Genomic DNA, 18,455 nt, shown 5'->3' on the forward strand with positions numbered 1-18,455 from the left:
AGTTGTCCAGTAACAATCTCAAAGGAAACCTCTTGACGAGGTTCATAAATTTACTGGCTATTCGGCACGCTGTTGAGTTCTCAAAGAACACGCGCTCACCATCTTGTCCCGCGTCTTACCGCAGTTCATTCCGGGGCTTTGTGTTTCGTTCTGGCTGAAGCTTAGCTTGTTCGTTTTCGCGGTGTCAAATCGGCCGGTTTCGGCTTCTCGGCTCCGCGACAAACTCGCTTTGCATTCATTTTTGTTCTGATTCCAGAGCGGAGGCAGCACGCTGTGCTGCTTATTCGTTTCTGGAGGCTTGACGCCGCAGTAGTCTACTCGGCCCGATTCGCGGTGTCAACCGCTCGTTCCGAGGTTCTTGCTGGCGACTCGGTAAAAGTTACTCATGACCTTCGGCGATGTCAAATCTCCTGGTCAGCGGACTGCGGGAGCGGTGCGAACCGGCGCAGCGACCTGCGGACCGGGGCCCTTGGGCTGCACGGGACGCGGTCGCAGCCACAACGAGATGGTCCGCATCCCCTGCATCGCGGCCACGATCTGCTCCGGCGCGGCCGGCTCGCGGGTCGCCACCGGCACCAGGTCGTAGCCCCAGATGCGGAACTCCTTCAGGACCGTGACCGGATCGTCGCCGAAACCCTCCGTCGCCGAGGCGGAGAACTCCAGGAACACGTGCGGGCGATCCCGGCGCAGCAGGCGCACCAGTCCGGCCAGCGCACGGTGACCACGACCCGGGGCGTCCACCCGAACGACGGAAAGCTTGCGACCCTGCAACGTCGGCACGGCCTCCAGCTCCTTGTCGAGCCGGGTCGCGCGCACGCGCACGACGTCGTCCCCGGCGTCATCCGGCAGCGGCGCCACCGACACGCCACCGGTCAACGACGGCCGGCTGGCCAGCTCACCGGCGCTCTCCCACGCGGCGGCGTCGACCAGCACGAGCTGCTGGGCGACCCGTTCGGGCAGGTTGACGTCGACGTTGTGCCGCAGCAGGGCACGCGCGGACGGGCACGGCTCGACCGCGACCACCGCGCCGCCGGTGCCGAACCGGCTGAGCATGCGCACGGTCTGGTACCCGACGTACGCGCCGACGTCGAGGAAGATGCCGTCCGGCTCGACCACCGAGTCGATCAGCTCCGACAGCTCGGTCTCCCACACCCCGTTGCTGGACAGCATCGGGAGCATGAACGCGTCGTCCGACGGCAGGCGCAGCAGGCCGACGTCGGTCAGCACCAGCGAGCTGCGCGGCACGGCGTCGCCGTGGCGCTCGTGCTCGCGCACCACGACGCGGCGTAGGGCGTCGGCGGTCTGCTGGGCCTGGTTGGCCGCGCGCAGGCCGGCGTCGAGCTTGGTGTCGCGGTCCCGCAGCACGTCCACGACCTTGGACTCCAGCGAGTCGATCCGGTCGAGGGTGCGTTCGAGGGCGACGGCGAGCTTGTCGATCCGCTGCGCCAGGGCGTCGCTCTGCTTGGCCCGCTTGCCCGCCTCGGCGACGACGGCGTCCTCGATCTCGCGCAGCCGCCGCCCCTGGCCCGCCATGTCCGCGCGGACCCGGACCACGCCGTCGTCGACGCCGACGAGCTGGTCGGCGAGGTGGCCCTGGTGCTCGGCGTGCTGTTCCAGCTCGGCGCGCAGCACCTCCAGCTCGCCGAGGCCGATACCGGTGTTGATGTCGTCCTGGCGGCGGACCAGCTCGGAGACGGTGCGCTCGACCCCGTCGACCAGGGAGCCGAGCACGTCGCGCATGTGGTTGTCGTAGTGGTCGAGCACGCGCAGCACGACCTTGCGCAGCTGCGGCGCCATGGGCGTGCGGCTGGCCGTGCCGACGTCGGGTTGGCGCAGCAGGGCGTGCTTCGCCGAGTGCAGGGCCTTGAGCGGGTCGACGGTCGGCGAGGGCTTGGCCCGGCGGGCGCGCCAGCCGCGGTAGGCGTGCTCGACGCGTTCGCGCAGGAGTTCGCCGACCTTGGCGACGTCACGGGTGGCGCGGACGTGGTCGCGGCCCTTGGTGCCGATCGCGGCGGCGGTGGCCAGGTCGTCGGCGAGGGCGCGCAGGAGCTTGACGGCGGCCTGGACGTCGGGTTCCGCGCCCTGGCGGCACGGCACGAAGATCACCGCGGACTTGTCGAACAGCTCGGCGACCGCGCCGTGGTCGGAGGTGAGGATCGGTGTGGCCGCCGCGGCGTGCGTGGCGAGGGTGTGCGCGATCCGGTCGCACGCGCCGCTGCGGTGCAGGTGGACGAGGCAGTCGACGGCGCCGAGGGTGTCGACCAGCTCGATGCGCGGGTCGGCGGCGGTGACCAGGCGCAGTCGTTCGGCGGCCTCGGGGTGGGCGTCCGCGTGGGTGACCTCGATGCGCAGCGTCACGTCGTTGCGGTCGGGGAAGGCGGAGAGGAACGCGGAGACCGCGCCCAGCACGTTGCCCGCGCGGTCGACGGCGTGGTCGGCGAGGGCGCCGAAGGTCAGGCCTTCGCGGTCGTCGCGGTCGTGGGCGGCGGCTTCGGGGACCGGGAGCGGGAGGACGCGGACGGTCGGGCCGCCTGGGCGTTCGAGGGTGGCACGGGTCGTCTCAGAGGGGACCCAGAGCTCGTTGGCGTCGGTCGGCCGGTCGTCGTCGAGGAGGTAGTCGACCACGAAACGGCTGTCGGGGACCCGTTCGGTGGTGCCGACGCGGATGACGACCGGGTAGCCGGCGGTGGTGGACGTCGGCAGGCCGGACGCTCGTGCGGCGGCGCGGACCAGGTCGGCGATCGGGCCGGTGCCGAGGACGGAGACGCCCAGCTGGTCGTGCAGGACGGGTGCTTCGGCGCGGGCGCGGGGTACGGCGGCCACCGGCAACCGGCCGGCCGCCACGCCGACGCCCGCGCACCAATCGCGGAAAGCCGCGCCGTCCGCGCCGAACGGGTCGGGGAACTGGGTGCGGAGCGCCTCGTCGGAGCGCCAGAGGGCGGCGGCCCAGCGGGTGCTGCCGGGGAGGCCGGGCGCGGGCTCGCCGGCCCAGCTGACGAACCCGGCTCCGCCGTCGGGGCCGAAGGCGGGGGGTGGGGTGGTGCGGGGTGCCCGGGTTCGGGGGCGGGGTTCGGCGCGCTCGGCGGCAGGTTCGGGCAGGTCGGAGACCTCCGGCCGCGCCTCGGCGGAGACCGGCTCGGCGGTGGCTCCGGTGGCGGGCGGCACGTCGGTCTGGCCATCGGCGGGCTCGACACCGTTCACCGGCACCGCCGTGGCGGCGGCATCGGCACCAGGCGAGGCGTCGGTCGGCACTGCCGCAGGCTCAACACCGTTCACCGGGATCGCCGTGTTGGCGGGATCGGCGAACAGCGGGAGCACGGCCGGACCTGCGGCGGGCTCGACACCGTTCACGGGGATCGCGGACGCGGCGGAATCGGTCGCGGGCGCCTGGCCGTTGACCCGATCGGACCCATTCACCGCAACCGCCGAGGTGGCAGGCTCGGCGCCGGTCGCCAAGACCGCCGTGGTGGCGGCGGGCCGGCTGTCGGACGGAGAAGTCGGCGGGGTCGGCTCGGCGGGGTCGGTGGAGGTCCAGCCTTCCGGGCTGAAGGCCGAGCCGGGGTGGGAGCGGGCGGCTTCGCGGTAGTCCGCGCGCAGCTCGTCCGGAATCCTCGTGCCGTCGGGGAGCTGGCCGAAGCCGTAGCGCACCCTCTGCGGCGTGTGCCCCTTGCGCACCAAGTCCGCCCGGTACCTCGTGCACAGGTCGGCGAGCTCCGGGTACTCCGACAGCAGCACGCGGGGGCGGTCGGCGAAGTCGGAGGACAGCAGCCAGGGGCGGTGGGGGTCGAAGCCCGCGAAGTGGACGCTGCGCACCGGCTCGCCGATGGTCGTCAACGTCCCGTCCGGCCGTCGGTGCAGGTCGCGGTGGGCGGCGTTCCACACCGACAGGCCGACCGTGGCGTCACGCAGCACGTGCAGGTTCACCAGCGCGGGCGCGGTGTCGAGCACGGCCTTGGTGGCGTCCGGCGTCCGGCGCAGCTGCTCCCCCAGGGACCGCAGGAACGGTTCGGCGCCGGGCGCGACCAGCAGGAACCCCGGGTCGAAAACGCCCTTCTCCAGCAGCTCGGTCGGGGTGGGGCGCAGGCCGTCGTCCGGCAACGGCCGCAGCGCCCGCGGCAGCAGCACGAGCGGGCCGCGTTCGACGGCGGCCTCGATCAGGTCCGTCAGCGGGTTGAGGATCTGCACCCACGGGTCCAGGTACAGCACCGGCACGCGTTGGCCGAGCAGCTGTTCGAGCAGCTTGGGCCGCAGCAGGCCGCACAGCTGCGCGGCGGTGCAGCCGGTCGCCAGCTCGGCCAGCTCGTCCTGGCTCATGCCCAGGTCGGCGGGGGTGACCAGGCCGGGACCGGAGTTCTCCGGCTGGGCGTCGACCACCAGCGCCATGAACCTGGCCTGCGGGTGGTTGGCCAGGAACGAGCTCGACAGCACCTTCACCGCGGGCAGTTCGGCGGCGGTGGCCACCGTGCAGGCGATGAACGTGGGACGGGATTCCGAACGCGCGGGCACCTCGGTCACGGTCTGCAAACCTAGCTTCTCCGAGCGCCCGGTGTGGACCACCCGCACGGGTGTGTCCTTCACAGGACCGGCAACAGGTTGCGCAGCTCGTACGGCGTCACGCTGCGGCGGTAGCCGTCCCACTCGGCCCGCTTGTTGCGCAGGAAGAAGTCGTACACGTGCTCCCCCAGCGCTTCGGGGAGCAGTTCGGAGTTCTCCATCTCGGTCAACGCCTCGCCCAGGTTCTGCGGCAGGTTGTCGTACCCGGCGGCACGCCGTTCCCGGTCGGTCAACGACCACACGTCGTCCTCGGCGGGCGGCGGCAGCTCGTAGCCCTTCTCGATGCCCTTGAGACCGGCCGCGAGGATCACCGCGTACGCCAGGTACGGGTTGCACGCGGAGTCCAGGGAGCGGATCTCGACGCGGCGCGACGACGACTTGCCCGGCGAGTACATCGGCACGCGCACCAGCGCGGACCGGTTCGCGTGACCCCAGCACACGGCCGTCGGCGCCTCGCCGCCGACGATCAGGCGCTTGTAGGAGTTCACCCACTGGTTGGTCACGCCGGAGATCTCGCGGGCGTGCTTCAACAGGCCGGCGACGAACATCTTGCCGGTGTCGGACAGCTGGTACGGGTCCTCGGCGTCGTAGAACGCGTTGCGGTCGCCCTCGAAGAGGCTGACGTGGGTGTGCATGCCGCTGCCGGGCTGGTCGGTGAACGGCTTCGGCATGAACGAGGCCCGCACGCCCTGGGTGATCGCCACTTCCTTGATCACGTACCGGAACGTCATCACGTTGTCGGCCATGGTGAGCGCGTCGGCGTAGCGGAGGTCGATCTCCTGCTGGCCGGGCGCGCCCTCGTGGTGGCTGAACTCGACCGAGATGCCCATCGCCTCCAGCGCCTCGATGGCGTGGCGGCGGAAGTGGGTCGCGGTCTCGTGGCTGGTCTGGTCGAAGAAACCGCCGTTGTCCGCCGGGATGGGCTCGCTCCCGTCGTCGGGCAGGCCCTTGAGCAGGAAGAACTCCATCTCGGGGTGCACGTAGCAGGTGAAGCCCGCCTCGCTGGCCTTGGCCAGGGTGCGGCGCAGCACGTGCCGCGGGTCCGCCCACGACGGCGAGCCGTCGGGCATGGCGATGTCGCAGAACATCCGCGCCGAGTAGTGGCTCTTGTCCGGGGTCTGCCAGGGCAGCACCTGGAACGTCGACGGGTCCGGCTTGGCGACCATGTCCGACTCGTACACGCGGGCGAAGCCCTCGATGGCGGAGCCGTCGAAGCCGATGCCCTCGCTGAAGGCGCCTTCGAGCTCGGCGGGCGCGATGGCGACCGACTTGAGGAAGCCCAGAACGTCCGTGAACCAGAGCCGGACGAACCGGATGTCGCGTTCCTCAAGGGTGCGGAGCACGAACTCCTGCTGGCGGTTCATGACCCGAAGCCTAGGTAAGGACGGTCGACCGCGCGTTGCCGACTCGGCCGAACGCGCTGCGCCGTTTGCCACCCGAAGGCGAATTCCCAGGTCACGGACTTGCCGTCAGGTTTCGCGGTGCCGCGGAACGGCTGGTTCTACGATTCACCCCATGCTCCCTCGTCGCGCCCTGATCGGGTCGCTCGTGCTCGCCCTCGTGGCGGGCTGCACGTCCTCCGGTGGCGCCGGGTCCCTACCCGCCGGACCGGACCTGCTGACCAAGGCGTCCGCGGGGATGAAGTCGGTGACCAGCACCCACTTCACGATCAAGGTCGACGGCGAGCTGCCCGGCGTGACCGTGAAGGACGCCGAGGGCGACCTGAACGCCGCGGGCGAGTCGCAGGGCCGGGCGAAGGTCGAGCAGTTCGGCCAGCTGATCGAGGTCGAGTACGTGCTGGTCGGGCAGGACCTCTACTTCAAGGGGCCGACGGGCGGGTTCACCAAGCTGCCCGCCGCGCTGGCCGGCCAGGTGTACGACCCGACCGCGATCCTGGACCCGGACAAGGGCGTGGCGCGCGTGCTGGCCGACGCCCGTGACGCCAAGACGGTCTCCAGCGACGACGGTGTGTCGGTGGTGACGGCGACCGTGCCGCGTGACGTGGTCGCCGGGTTGGTGCCGGGCATCGACGCCGACGTGGCGTCGGAGTTCTCGCTGAAGGACGAGCGGTTGCAGAAGGCGCTGTTCACCCTGCCGGGCGGGGCGAAGGTGACGATCGAGCTGTCCGACTTCAACAAGCCCGTCACCGTTTCGCCGCCGGCGTGAGCGTCGTCGGCGTGTCCGGTCCCGGGTCCGGTCCCGGTTCGGTGAAGGCGCGGCGGCTGGCGATCGGGGCCGGCGCGGCGGCGGTGCTGCTGGGTGCGCTGGACGCGTACGTGGTCGTCGGCGTGCTCGTGGACATGGTGCGCGACCTGGGCATCCCGGTGAACCACCTGGAGCGCGCGACGCCCGTGGTGACGGGGTACCTGCTCGGGTACGTCGCCGGGATGCCGCTGCTCGGGCAGCTGTCGGACCGGTTCGGGCGGCGGTTGGTGCTGCACCTGTGCCTGCTCGGGTTCGCGGTCGGCTCGGCGGTGACGGCGCTGGCGGGTGACCTGCCGCTGCTGGTGGCCGGGCGGGTGGTGCAGGGCCTGGCCGGCGGTGCGTTGCTGCCGGTGACGATGGCGCTGGTCGCGGACCTGTGGGCGGCACAGCGGCGTGCGTCGGCGCTGGGGGTGGTGGGCGCGGCGCAGGAGCTGGGCAGCGTGCTGGGCACGTTGTACGGCGTGGGGTTGGCGTCGTTGTTCAACGCCTGGTCGTTCTTCGAGTCGGTGGAGCCGCAGAGCTGGCGGTGGGTGTTCTGGGTGAACCTGCCGCTGGCCGCGGTAGCGATGGTGGTCGTGCAGCTGACCGTGCCGCGGTCGGTCCGGTCGTCGGTGCGGATCGACTTCGTCGGTGGCGGGTTGCTGGCGCTGGCGCTGGCGTCGCTGGTCGTCGGGCTCTACAACCCCGATCCGTCGCGGTCGGTGCTGCCGTCGTGGGGGTGGCCCGCGCTGGGTGCGTCCGGGGTGGTGTTCGTCGGGTTCGTGCTGTGGGAGCGGCGGTCGTCGGTGCGGCTGCTGGACCCGGCCGGGGTGGCGATGCGGCCGTTCCTGGCGTCGCTGGGCGTGTCGTTGGCGGCCGGTGCGGCGTTGATGGTGACGTTGGTGGACGTGGAGCTGTTCGCGCAGACCGTGCTGGGGCGTGACTCGGCCGCGGCGGCGGGGATGTTGGCGCGGTTCCTGATCGCGTTGCCGGTGGGTGCGCTGGTGGGTGGGTGGTTGGCGGCACGGACCCGGTTGGGTGACCGGTGGGTCTCGTTCGGGGGATTGGTGCTGGCCGGCTGCGCCTACGTGCTGATCGCGCAGTGGCCGGCCGCGGTGTCGTCGTTCGTGGTGGGTCGGGACCTGGCGGTGGCCGGGTTCGGGTTGGGGTTGGTGATCGCGCCGGTGTCGGCGGCGGTGCTGCGGGTCGTGCCGGCCGGGCAGCACGGTGTCGCCTCGGCGGCGGTGGTGGTGGCGCGGATGACCGGGATGCTGGTCGGGGTGGCCGGGTTGTCGGCCTGGGGCCTGCACCGGTTCCGGGAGCTGACGGCGGACCTGGACACGCCGCTGCCGTTCGGTGTGTCGCCGGAGGAGTTCGCCGAGAAGGCGGAGGCCTACCGGGAGGCGCTGACGGCGGCGTTGTTGACGGAGTACCACGAGATCTTCTGGATCACGGCCGTGATCTGCGCGGTGGGCGCGGTGGTGTCGTTGCTGCTGCCGCGTGCAGACCGGTCAGGGCGACGGGCAGACCGGTGAGGGCAACGCGCCGACCGGTGAGGACCACGGGCGAGTGGTGAAGGCAACGGTTCGGTTGGTTATCATCGCGGTGTGGCCTGGAACACCGAGGAGACGCGTCGGCGCCTGAAGGAGGCTGCGGTCGTGGAGTTCGCCGCGCACGGGTTGGCGGGCACCCGGGTGGAGCGGATCGCGGCGCGGGCCGGGGTGAACAAGGAACGGCTCTACAACTACTTCGGCGACAAGGACCGGCTGTTCCACGCGGTGTTGTCGGACGAGCTGGCGAAGATCGCGGCGGCCGTGCCGTTGGACGGGCTGCGGGACGTCGGCGAGTACGCCGGGCGGTGCTTCGACTACCACCTGGCCCATCCGCACCTGGTGCGGTTGTTGCAGTGGGAGGCCCTGGCGTACGGGGACGGCGCGGTGCCGGACGAGGAAGGTCGGGTCGCGCACTACCGGCGCAAGGTGGAGGCGTTCCGGGCGGCGCAGGCGGACGGGGTGGTGGACGCCTCGCCGGAGGCCGCCGACCTGGTGTTCACGGTCATGTCGCTGGCGGCCTGGTGGTTCGCCGTGCCCCAGGTGGCCCGGATGGTGACGGGCCCGGACGACGTCGAACGGCGGCGGGCGGTCGTGGTCGACGCGGCCCGCCGGTTGGCGGCGAACTCGCACGTCGGTTGAACCGGCCTGGTGTCAGCCGATCCGGACGATGCTCTTGCCGCGGGTCGCTCCGCCGGCGAGGTCGGCGATGGCGGTCGCGACGTCGGCCAGGCGGTACTCGGCGGTGATGTCGATGCGGACCTCGCCGTCGGCGATCAGCTCCAGCGCGCGGCGTGCGCTGTCGGCGAGCCGCTCCGGACTGGTCCGGCTGAGCAGGTTGCTGTTGTAGGTCAGCATCGACGTGCCCTGCACCAGCAGGTCGTTGGCCGAGACCGGGATCGGCTCGAAGGTGGCGATGTTGCCGTAGACCACGATCCGGCCGTGCGGCGCCAGGCGTTGCAGGTTGGCCAGCCGGGTCTGGCCGCCGATGGGGTCGAGGATCACGTCGAACTGCTCCGCGCCCAACGCCAGGGGGAACTCCTCGCGGCTGAGCACCTGGTCGTAGCCGGCCTCGCGCGCGTAATCGACCTGCTCCGGGTTGCCGACGACGCCGACGACGCGTTCCGCACCGGCGGCCCGGGCGAACTGCACGGCGAGTGTGCCGACCCCGCCGGCCGCCGCGTGGATCAGGACGCGCCGGCCCGGTCGGACCGCCGCGACGGTGTTGATCAGGTCGTAGGCGGTGGAGGTGACCCAGCCGAACGCGGCGGCGGTGCGCGAGTCCACGGTGGGCGCCGCGATCGCCAGCACCGAGGACACGACGACGACTTCCGCGAAGCCGCCCGAGCCGGCCAGCGCGATGACGTGCTCGCCGACGCGGGAGGGATCCACCCCCTGGCCGACCGCGGTGACCCACCCGGACGCCTCGAACCCGGGCACGAACGGCCGAGGCGCGGGGAAGTGGCCGTCGCGGATCAGCACATCACCCCACTGGACACCCGCGTAGGCGACGCGGATCGCCACCTCCCCGTGCCCCGGGGTGGGCTCGGGGACCTCGGTCACGCGGAACTGGTCGTCCGCGGTGAGTACGACAGCCTTCATGGTTCACAGCCCTCTTGGTTGACTCAGTATCCTGAGACTGAACGATAGTGAGTATCAAGATGCTGAGTCAAGTGAGGATGTTGTGACAGCCATGGTCGACGTGCCCGCCGAGGACTACCTGTGCACCAGGATCCGCCGCGCCGAACAGGCGTTGATGGCGCACCACGAAGCCCTCCTGCGCACCTATGGGCTGACCATGACCCAGTACACGGTGCTGCTCGCCCTCGCCGGCGGGGACGGGATGTCCGGAGCCCAACTGGCCCGCGCCTGCGGCGTCACCCAGCAGAGCACGGCCACGGTCCTGACCGGCATGCAGGCCAAGGGGCTCATCGACCGGCAGCCGTCGCCCGTGCACGCCAAGGTCATGATCGCCACCCTCACCGACGCCGGCCGGGACCTGCTCGACGCGGCCTTCCAAGAGGTCAACGTGCTGGAGAAGGCCTTCGTCGACAAGTTCACCCCGGCCGAGCACGAGCAGTTGTGCGACCTGCTCGACCGGGCCGCGGACACGCTGGTCGAACAGACACCCCGACCCGCCAAGTCACCATCCCCGCGCACCTAGTCGACGCGTCGGGGGTCAACGTGCCGGGGCTGCGGGTGTCGGACGAGGACCGAAGGCGAGGGTGGCGGCGGCGGTGATCAGCACGGCCGCGAGGACCAGGCAGACCGCGGTGAAGCCGGCCGGGGCGAGGGCGGTCACCAGGACCGGACTGATGCCGCCGCCCAGGCCGACCAGGAAGCCGTAGCCCGCGATGCCTGCCCCCTTGGCGTCGCCCGACGCCCGGGCCACCAGGGACACGAGCGCCGGGATGGTCACCGCGAGGCCCGCGACGAAGATCGCGCTGCCGATCAGCAGCACCGGAAGCGTGGAGGAGGCGGCCTCCAGGGCCAGGCCGGCGGCCGCGACCAGCAACGCCGCGGGTGCGACGCGGTGCGCGCCGAAGCGTGCGATCAGGGGTCCGGCGAACAGGCCCAGGGCGATGCCGGGCAGTCCGGGCAGGCGCAGCAGGAGGAGGTCGAGCGCGCCGTGGATGCCGTACCGCTCGCCGACCGCCGTGGTGAGCGCGGTGTACATGCCGACGAACGTGAGCAGGAGGGTGATCGCGCCCGCGTACGTCACCAGCAGCGGTGGACGGCGGAGCAGGCGGGCCAGGCGGGTGAAGGTCGCGGTCAGGGCGATGGGCGTCGGGCGCGGGACCTCGGGCAGGCGGGTGATGGCCAGGGCCACCGCCGGCAGCGCCGGGACCAGCAGCCAGAACACCCGGCGCCAGCCGAGCGCCGTGTCGACGCCCAGGGCGTAGGCCTGGCAGATCAGGCCCGCCAGGAGGAACGACCCGGAAACCGCGGTCATGCCCACGGCGCGACGGGCGGGCGGGAGGGCTTCGGCCACGTAGGCGAGGGAGACGGACGGGATCGAGGCGGCCAGGAAGCCCTGGACGGCGCGGGCCGCGAGCAGTGGGCCGAAGGCCGTCGACGCGCCGGCGACGACGCCGACCACGGCACCCAGGACGAGGCCGACGGCCATCACGTGACGGCGGTCGTAGCGGTCGGAGACCGTGCCGAAGAGCAGGTTGCCCAGCGCGAACGCGAAGCCGAAGCCGCCGCCCACCCAGGCGGCCGCCGACAGCGTGACGCCGTAGCGCTCGGCCACGCCGGGTAGCAGCGGCACGGTCAGGTAGAGCTGGCCCACCGCCAGGATCACCGCCGCGACCAGGACGGCCACCGCCGCCGGGCCGGGTGGGGTCGTGCGGGGTGCGGGGGCTTCGGTCTGGGGCGAGCGGGTGGGGTTGCGCACCTGACTCCCTGCGGATGAAGTCCAACCTTGGCGTTGGAGTTCGAGCATACGACCGCCACGCGCTAACTCCAACGGTGGAGATGGAATGTGCCGTGGGTCACCCCGCCTCGGACGGGGTCACCCGAAAGGTGGGAGTGCGGTGGTGGCCGCTGCGGGTGCCCGTGAACGGACGGACCATGGCCGCATGACGTATCCCGATGCGAACACCGCTGGTCAGGGCTCGGGCGACACGGCTCAAGGCACGGCGACCCCGCCGGCGGCGGGTGAGGGTCGAACGCTGTGGATCGCCTTCGGGGTGATCACCCTGGTGATCGGGCTGGCCGTGTTGCTCTGGCCCGGCCTCACGCTGCTCACGGCGGCCGTGCTGTTCGGCGTGCAGATGCTGATCACCGGCGTCTTCTGGCTCGTCGGCTCGTTCACCGCGGACGCCATGGGTCGGCAGCGGTGGCTGCTGGCGGTGGCCGGGTTGCTGGCGCTGGTCGCCGGGATCCTGTGCCTGCGCGCGCCCTTCCAGACCATCACGGTGCTGGCGCTCCTGCTCGGCGCGACCTGGGTCGTCGGCGGTGTGGCCGAGGTCTTCCACGGTGTCGGCAGGAGCGGGTGGGCGGTGCTCTCCGGGGCGGTCACGGTGATCGGCGGGATCGTGGTGCTCGTCTGGCCCGTGGGGAGCCTGATCGCGCTGGTCTGGCTGCTGGCCATCGTGCTGATCGTCTTCGGGGCGATGACCGTCGCGGGTGCGGTCGGCGCACACCGCACCCCGGGGAAGGCGAGGGCGGCCGCGCCCACCGGGACGACCGCCACCGCCTGAGGGAGGTCAGCCCTCGCGCCAGCCGCTGGTGATCGGCAGCCGGCGGTCGCGGCCGAACGCCTTGAACGTGATCTTGGTGCCCGGCGGGTACTGGCGGCGCTTGTACTCGGCCTTGTCGACCATGCGCAGCACCTTGTCGACCAGCTCGTGCGTGAAGCCCATCGCGATCAGGTCGCGGTAGCCCTTGTCGCCCTCCACGTAGTCGTCCAGCACCGAGTCGAGCAGCTCGTAGTCCGGCAGCGAGTCGGTGTCGACCTGGCCGGGGCGCAGCTCGGCCGACGGCGGCTTGCTGATCGAGTTCTCCGGGATCGGCGGCAGCTCGCCCAGCTTCTCGGCCTGCGCGTTGCGCCACCGGGCCAAGTCCCACACCAGCGTCTTGAGCACGTCCTTGATCGGGGCGAACCCGCCGACCGCGTCGCCGTAGATGGTCGAGTAGCCCACCGCCAGCTCGGTCTTGTTGCCGGTGGCCAGCACCAGGTGGCCGTGCTGGTTCGACAGGCCCATCAACGTGACGCCGCGGCACCGCGCCTGGACGTTCTCCTCCGCCAGCCCGGTCAGCCCGAGCTGCTCGACGAACACGCCGACCATGTCCGCGATCGGCTGCTCCGAGTAGTGGCAGCCGGTGCGCTGGGCGAGGTCGTAGGCGTCGGACTTCGAGTGGTCCGACGAGTACACCGACGGCATGGACACGCCGTACACGTGGTCGGCGCCGAGGGCGTCCACCGACAGCGCGGCCACCACAGCCGAGTCGATGCCGCCCGACAGGCCCAGGACGACCGAGCGGAAGCCGTTCTTGTGGACGTAGTCGCGCAGACCGGTGACGAGCGCGTGCCAGACCTCCGCCTCGTCGGACAGCGGCTCGGCGGGCTCCGGCACGGGCAGCGGGTCGTAGGCCAGCAACGGGTCGTGGGTCAAGGACCGGCGGTGCACCACGAACCCGCCGTAGCTCCCCTCGGTGCGCGGCGCACCACCGGGGAGGTCCAGGTCCAGCACGACCAGGTGCTCCACGAACTGCGGCGCGCGGGTGATCAGCGTGCCGTCCGCGGCGACCACCATCGTGTCGCCGTCGAACACCAGCTCGTCCTGCCCGCCGATCAGGTTCACGTACGCCAGCGGCGCACCCGCCTCGACCGCGCGGCGCGCCACCAGCGGCAGCCGGGCGTCGTCCTTCTTGCGCTCGTACGGCGAGGCGTTCGGCGAGACCACCAGGTCGACGCCCGCCTCGCCCAGGGCGGCGATCGGCCCGCCGTCCTGCCACAGGTCCTCGCAGATCACCATGCCGACCTCGACACCGTGCACCCGCACGACGTCCAGCGTGTCGCCGGGCGTGAAGTAGCGGCGTTCGTCGAACACGCCGTAGTTCGGCAGGTGGTGCTTGTTCTGCCGCGCCACCACCCCGCCCCGGTGCAGCACGGCGGCGGCGTTGCGCATGCCGTGCTCGTCGCGGTCGAGGTAGCCGACGAAGACCGCCAGCTCGCCGCACCCCTCGTCCTCCAGCCTGGCCGCGAGCCCGGTCAGGGCTTCTCTGGACGCCTCGGCGAACGACAGGCGCAGCGCCAGGTCCTCGACCGGGTAGCCGGTCAGCGCCATCTCGGGGAAGACCGCGAGGTGGGCGCCCGCCTCCACGGCCTTGCGGGACCACTCGACGACGAGTTCGGTGTTGCCCGCCAGGTCGCCGACACAGGCGTTGACCTGGGCGAGGGCGAGTCGGAGCTGTGGCATGGAGGCATTCTCGCTCACCCGGCGCAACCTTGGCGGCCGTTGTGGCCCACGAGTCACACCGGGTCACACCTACGATCGAGGTTGTGCGCCGTCGGATGATGATGCTGTTCCTCGCCCTCCCGCTCCTCGCCTCGTGCACGAGCGTGCTGCCCGGGTCACCGACCGCGGGCACGGCGCTGGAGCAGAGAGGGCCCGCGGGGGCCGTGCCCACCGGCCTGGAGCGCTTCTACGGCCAGGAGCTCGGCTGGGAGGACTGCGCGCCGTACGCCACGACCGGTACGACGACGTCGCTGTTCAAGAACAAGAAGTCGATCGAGTGCGCCCGGATGGAGGTGCCCCTCGACTACGCCAAGCCCGAGGGGCGCACGATCCGGATCGGGCTGCTGCGGCAACGCGCGACCGGCGACCGCATCGGCTCGTTGATCATCAACCCGGGCGGTCCGGGCGCGTCCGGCATGGCGGCGGCGGCCGGCATGGGCGCGCAGGTCAAGTCGTCGGCGGTGGGCGAGCGGTTCGACCTGATCGGGTTCGACCCGCGCGGTGTCGGTGCGAGCGAGCCGCAGGTCAAGTGCCTGACCGACGCCGAACGGGACGCCGACCGGTTGGACGTCGACGTGGACACCTCGCCGGCGGGGGTGGCGCAGACCGAGGCGGAGAACAAGGCGTACGCCGAGAAGTGCGCCTCGGTGACCGGGGTGGACGTGCTGGCCAACGTCGGCACCCGCGACGTGGTGCGCGACCTGGACGTCATGCGGTCCGCGCTGGGCGACGAGAAGCTGACCTACCTGGGCTACTCCTACGGCACGCACATCGGCGCGCTGTACGCGCAGGCGTTCCCGGGCAACGTGCGGGCGCTCGTGCTGGACGGCGCGGTGGACCCGACGCAGAACCAGGTGGAGTCGCTGATCGCGCAGGGAGCCGGGTTCCAGAAGGCGTTCGACGCGTTCGCCGCGTGGTGCGCGAAGCGGCAGGACTGCGCGTTGGGCTCGGACCCGGCGAAGGCGAACCAGGCGTTCCGCGAGCTGACGTTGCCGCTGGTGCAGCGACCGGTGGCGGTGGGCGAGCGGAAGCTGTCGTACAACGACGCGATGACCGGGGCCATCCAGGCGATGTACTCGGAGGAGTTGTGGGCGCCGCTCAACACCGGGTTGACCGAGCTGAAGAACAACCGCGGTGACGTGCTGATGCTGTTGGCGGACAACTACTACGACCGCGACAAGGAGGGTCGGTACTCGACCATCACCGACGCGTTCGTGGCGGTGAAGTGCGTGGACGAGCCGCGGGTGACGGACCGGAACGTGCTGGACGACGTGGCGCGCCGGTACAAGGCGGCGGCGCCGTTCATGGACGACGGTCAGCCGGCGGCGGGCACGCTGGACGCGTGCGCGTTCTGGCCCGTGCCGCCGAGCGTGCAGGAGCAGAAGCCGGTGTCCGGGCTGCCGCCGGTGCTGGTGATCTCGACGACCGGCGACCCGGCCACGCCGTACGAGGCCGGGGCGAGCCTGGCGAAGGAACTGGGTGGCGGGCTGCTCACGTTCGAGGGCAACCAGCACACCGTTTACCTCCAGGGCAACGATTGCGTGGACGAAGCCGGGCACGAGTACCTGATCGACGTGAAGCTGCCGGCCGACGGAAAGCGCTGTTCCTGAGCGGTCCACACTTTTCCACGTTTTTTTCCGCCTCCCTGCGGTCTCCGCATAGGCCGACCGTGTGATCCCGCGTGCCACCGCGCCGCCGAGGGCTAGGCTCGCCGTCATACTTCCAAGGGGGTTCGCATGGCCGTCGACGGCATCACCACAGCCACCGAAGAGTCGCTGGAACGATTACGCCTGAAGCTCCAGGACAAAGAAATCGACATCAACAACCACCGGCGATCCCCGATGAACCGGTTGCTCGTCACGCTCATCGGCGAAGCTGCGGCGCACAGCCTCAAGGATCCGACCGTCCTCCAGCGGTTCACCGACCTGAACGACGCCGAATTCGCCTACAGCGAGGATCGCGCCCGGATCGTCGGCGGCACCCACGCGATCGTCATCTGGGCCGGCGGCAAACTCGCGCAGAAATACCTCCCGCCCATGCGGAGGAAGTACGTGCAGGCCGACCAGGCGTTGCGGACCAATCGCGCCAGTACCGAGCAACTCGCCGGGCTGATCTACGATGGCGTCCCGGTCCACGTCGCGCACCAGGCCCTCGACCAGGAGTGGATCCACCCCGACGCCATGCGCCAGGTGCAGGAGGTGCTGGCGGAGTTCGTCGATGACCGGATCACGTTCCACGTGCCGCCCGACGATTCGCTGATCCGCTTGCCGAACGAGTCGAACCTGCCGCCCGGTGCGCGGCCCTACCAATTCTCGACCGCGCAGCGGACCATCACCGTTCCCGTTCCCCAGCCGACCCCCGGACATTTGATCGTCATCACGATCGGGCACGGCTCCAGCGACGGGCTGACGCTCTTCCCGCCAGTGGGGACGGTGAGCCCCCAAGTGCTGGCCAACGGTATCGTCCCGGCCCCCGGTGCGGCACTGGTCGTTCCGCTCCAGTGCTACCCGATGCAATCCGTGCAGGGCTGGAATGCCGTCACGGGATGGGCGAACGTCACCTCGGTGAGCATCCCGCACCTGAACGAGTCGAACGACGCGGAAATGATCGCGTGGATTTCCGGGAACCTGTACGGGGTGATCGACGCGTGGTTCGACGACCTGGCCTGACCGCGTCGACAACCGGGAGGACCACACCATGACCGAGCCCCCGTACGAACTCGACGACATGCGGGTCGGCAACCTCGCCGACGTCTTCGACCGCATTTCCGCCGTGCTCCGCCGCGGCGTGCACGTCCAGCTGCTCACCGAGCACCGCGCGACCATGGAACTGCTGCACGCCTCCCACATCGGGCAGCGCGCCCGCGTCAGCAGGCTCTTCGACGGCGTCGAGGCGCAGGCGCTGAGCACGAACGACAACCCGGACGTCGCGCTGGCCTGGATCGCCTACTCCTACACGTGCGAGTACACCGAGCTGCTGGTCGAGCACCCGCAGCCGACCGGCGCGGGGTTGCCCGGCGAGCCGCACCTGATGGAGCTGCGCAAGCGGGCCATGGAGACCGTCACCGCGCAGCGCACCAAGCTGCTGGTCGGCCTGCCGTCCATCACCGACGCCCTCTTCGCCGGCACCGACAAGAAGGTGTCCGAGCTGTTCAAGTTCCGCGTGACCGAGGGCCGCAGCGCGCCGCCGAAGCTCCCGGAGGGCCAACTGCCCGCGGCGCTGGACTCGTTGCGGCAGAACCTGGCGCAGAGCACCTTCACACCGGTGTCGGACGACGACTGGTCGGCCACGCTGGGCGTGAACCACAAGATCCTGCGCGTGGACACCAGCGGTTCCAAGTTCGACCTCGGCGGGATCCCGGTCGTGCGGGTGGAGGGTGTGCTCGACCCGAAGCTGACGCAGAAGACGGTGACCGGTGGGCGCGTCGTGCTCGGTGACGGGACCTCGCGCGCGCAGGTCGGCGGCAACTTCGTCGGCAACCTCGTCAGCCAGCGCCGCCTGTACGCGGGCGACCAGGTCGAGTACGACACCAGCCGCATGGCGTTGAACCTCGCGGGTGACGCGCACTGGCAGGGCAAGGCCGCCGACTGGCGCATCGACAAGGGCGGCAACCGCCGGACCTACTACGCCGAGGTCCACCCCAAGATCGCCCAGTACCTGCTCAGCGTGGTGCCGCCGGAGCGCGACGCGATCACCGTCCTGGACATCGCGGGCGGCAACGGCGACCTGGCCGAACGGATCATCAGGGAGCTGGGCGAGGCACGTCCCCAGGGCGACCTGCGGGTGAGGTACGTGGTGGTCGACTACAGCGAGGACGACATCGTCGTCGCGAAGGAGCGCTTCGCCGCGCTCGCCAAGAGCCACCCGTTCGCCAAGACGACGGCCCTCGTGCAGGACATGTTCCAGTACGGCTACGACGCCGCGGCCATGCTGGACGACGTGGGCCTCAAGGCCGCCGACTTCGTCATCAACTCGGGCGGCCTGCTCAACAACCAGATCGGCGACGACACCGAGAGCCCGCGGCGCTTCGCCCGGATGTACGCGAACCTGCTGGCGCCCGGCGGGTACGGCATCTACTCCGGCCTCACCCCGTTGCTGGTCAACTCGGCGACGCACCGGGAGCACGGGCTGGAGATCCGCAACCTCTACGACATCGAGACCGAGCACCAGGTGCACGTGGTGCGCCGCCCCGCCTAGAGAC

13 protein-coding genes are annotated in these 18,455 nt (G+C 71.0%); 8 read left to right on the forward strand and 5 right to left on the reverse strand.

Annotated elements, in window-relative coordinates; genetic code table 11:
* Positions 1-414 precede the first annotated feature (414 nt).
* Positions 415-4,515 (reverse strand): FkbM family methyltransferase, encoded by a 4,101-nt coding sequence (locus AB0K14_RS23745; RefSeq protein ID WP_360462422.1) that lies wholly within the window; start codon positions 4,513-4,515, stop codon positions 415-417.
* Between the two features lie 59 nt (positions 4,516-4,574).
* Positions 4,575-5,918 (reverse strand): glutamine synthetase family protein, encoded by a 1,344-nt coding sequence (locus AB0K14_RS23750; RefSeq protein WP_360462425.1) that lies wholly within the window; start codon positions 5,916-5,918, stop codon positions 4,575-4,577.
* Positions 5,919-6,069: 151 nt separating this feature from the next.
* Between AB0K14_RS23750 and AB0K14_RS23755 the strand changes: the two genes are divergently transcribed.
* The 3 genes from AB0K14_RS23755 (at position 6,070) to AB0K14_RS23765 (ending at position 8,930) form a co-directional block, all read left to right on the forward strand.
* On the forward strand, positions 6,070-6,720 hold the full coding sequence (locus AB0K14_RS23755) for an LppX_LprAFG lipoprotein (RefSeq protein ID WP_360462428.1): 651 nt from the start codon (positions 6,070-6,072) through the stop codon (positions 6,718-6,720).
* A gap of 11 nt (positions 6,721-6,731) precedes the next feature.
* On the forward strand, positions 6,732-8,273 hold the full coding sequence (locus tag AB0K14_RS23760; protein WP_360462431.1) for an MFS transporter: 1,542 nt from the start codon (positions 6,732-6,734) through the stop codon (positions 8,271-8,273).
* A gap of 72 nt (positions 8,274-8,345) precedes the next feature.
* A complete protein-coding gene (locus AB0K14_RS23765) occupies positions 8,346-8,930 on the forward strand; it encodes a TetR family transcriptional regulator (RefSeq protein ID WP_360462434.1) in 585 nt (194 codons plus the stop codon).
* Between the two features lie 12 nt (positions 8,931-8,942).
* Here the strand turns inward: AB0K14_RS23765 and AB0K14_RS23770 are convergent, their stop codons facing one another.
* Positions 8,943-9,890 carry a zinc-binding alcohol dehydrogenase family protein gene (locus tag AB0K14_RS23770; protein ID WP_360462437.1) on the reverse strand — a complete coding sequence of 316 codons (948 nt, stop codon included), beginning with the start codon at positions 9,888-9,890 and terminating at the stop codon, positions 8,943-8,945.
* Positions 9,891-9,981: 91 nt separating this feature from the next.
* Between AB0K14_RS23770 and AB0K14_RS23775 the strand changes: the two genes are divergently transcribed.
* A complete protein-coding gene (locus AB0K14_RS23775; protein WP_360462523.1) occupies positions 9,982-10,452 on the forward strand; it encodes a MarR family transcriptional regulator in 471 nt (156 codons plus the stop codon).
* Positions 10,453-10,467: 15 nt separating this feature from the next.
* Here the strand turns inward: AB0K14_RS23775 and AB0K14_RS23780 are convergent, their stop codons facing one another.
* Positions 10,468-11,685 (reverse strand): MFS transporter, encoded by a 1,218-nt coding sequence (locus tag AB0K14_RS23780; protein ID WP_360462440.1) that lies wholly within the window; start codon positions 11,683-11,685, stop codon positions 10,468-10,470.
* Positions 11,686-11,869: 184 nt separating this feature from the next.
* On the opposite strand from AB0K14_RS23780, the gene AB0K14_RS23785 reads away from it, so the two are divergent.
* On the forward strand, positions 11,870-12,493 hold the full coding sequence (locus tag AB0K14_RS23785) for a DUF308 domain-containing protein (protein WP_360462443.1): 624 nt from the start codon (positions 11,870-11,872) through the stop codon (positions 12,491-12,493).
* 6 nt (positions 12,494-12,499) lie between these two features.
* Here the strand turns inward: AB0K14_RS23785 and AB0K14_RS23790 are convergent, their stop codons facing one another.
* Entirely contained in the window at positions 12,500-14,215 is a 1,716-nt protein-coding gene (locus AB0K14_RS23790; RefSeq protein ID WP_360462446.1) for an NAD+ synthase, read from the reverse strand.
* A 101-nt stretch (positions 14,216-14,316) separates the two neighbouring features.
* Here AB0K14_RS23790 and AB0K14_RS23795 point away from each other — a divergent pair, with 101 nt between their 5' ends.
* From AB0K14_RS23795 to AB0K14_RS23805, 3 genes are all read left to right on the forward strand, one after another.
* The gene (locus tag AB0K14_RS23795; RefSeq protein ID WP_360462526.1) at positions 14,317-15,864 is read left to right on the forward strand and encodes an alpha/beta hydrolase; all 1,548 of its coding nucleotides are present in this window, start codon (positions 14,317-14,319) and stop codon (positions 15,862-15,864) included.
* Between the two features lie 126 nt (positions 15,865-15,990).
* Positions 15,991-16,923 carry a hypothetical protein gene (locus AB0K14_RS23800; RefSeq protein WP_360462449.1) on the forward strand — a complete coding sequence of 311 codons (933 nt, stop codon included), beginning with the start codon at positions 15,991-15,993 and terminating at the stop codon, positions 16,921-16,923.
* 28 nt (positions 16,924-16,951) lie between these two features.
* Positions 16,952-18,451, forward strand: coding sequence for a class I SAM-dependent methyltransferase (locus tag AB0K14_RS23805; RefSeq protein WP_360462452.1), 1,500 nt, complete (start codon positions 16,952-16,954; stop codon positions 18,449-18,451).
* Positions 18,452-18,455: the final 4 nt, after the last annotated feature.

The organism is Actinosynnema sp. NPDC050801, from assembly GCF_040673975.1.
Taxonomy (GTDB): domain Bacteria; phylum Actinomycetota; class Actinomycetes; order Mycobacteriales; family Pseudonocardiaceae; genus Actinosynnema.

Excerpts from the sequence above, each read along its gene's own strand:
- AB0K14_RS23750 (WP_360462425.1), bottom strand. The coding sequence starts at position 5,918 with ATGAACCGCCAGCAGGAGTTCGTGCTCCGCACCCTTGAGGAACGCGAC.
- AB0K14_RS23755 (WP_360462428.1), top strand. The coding sequence starts at position 6,070 with ATGCTCCCTCGTCGCGCCCTGATCGGGTCGCTCGTGCTCGCCCTCGTG.
- AB0K14_RS23770 (WP_360462437.1), bottom strand. The coding sequence starts at position 9,890 with ATGAAGGCTGTCGTACTCACCGCGGACGACCAGTTCCGCGTGACCGAG.
- AB0K14_RS23775 (WP_360462523.1), top strand. The coding sequence starts at position 9,982 with ATGGTCGACGTGCCCGCCGAGGACTACCTGTGCACCAGGATCCGCCGC.
- AB0K14_RS23785 (WP_360462443.1), top strand. The coding sequence starts at position 11,870 with ATGACGTATCCCGATGCGAACACCGCTGGTCAGGGCTCGGGCGACACG.
- AB0K14_RS23790 (WP_360462446.1), bottom strand. The coding sequence starts at position 14,215 with ATGCCACAGCTCCGACTCGCCCTCGCCCAGGTCAACGCCTGTGTCGGC.
- AB0K14_RS23795 (WP_360462526.1), top strand. The coding sequence starts at position 14,317 with ATGCTGTTCCTCGCCCTCCCGCTCCTCGCCTCGTGCACGAGCGTGCTG.
- AB0K14_RS23800 (WP_360462449.1), top strand. The coding sequence starts at position 15,991 with ATGGCCGTCGACGGCATCACCACAGCCACCGAAGAGTCGCTGGAACGA.
- AB0K14_RS23805 (WP_360462452.1), top strand. The coding sequence starts at position 16,952 with ATGACCGAGCCCCCGTACGAACTCGACGACATGCGGGTCGGCAACCTC.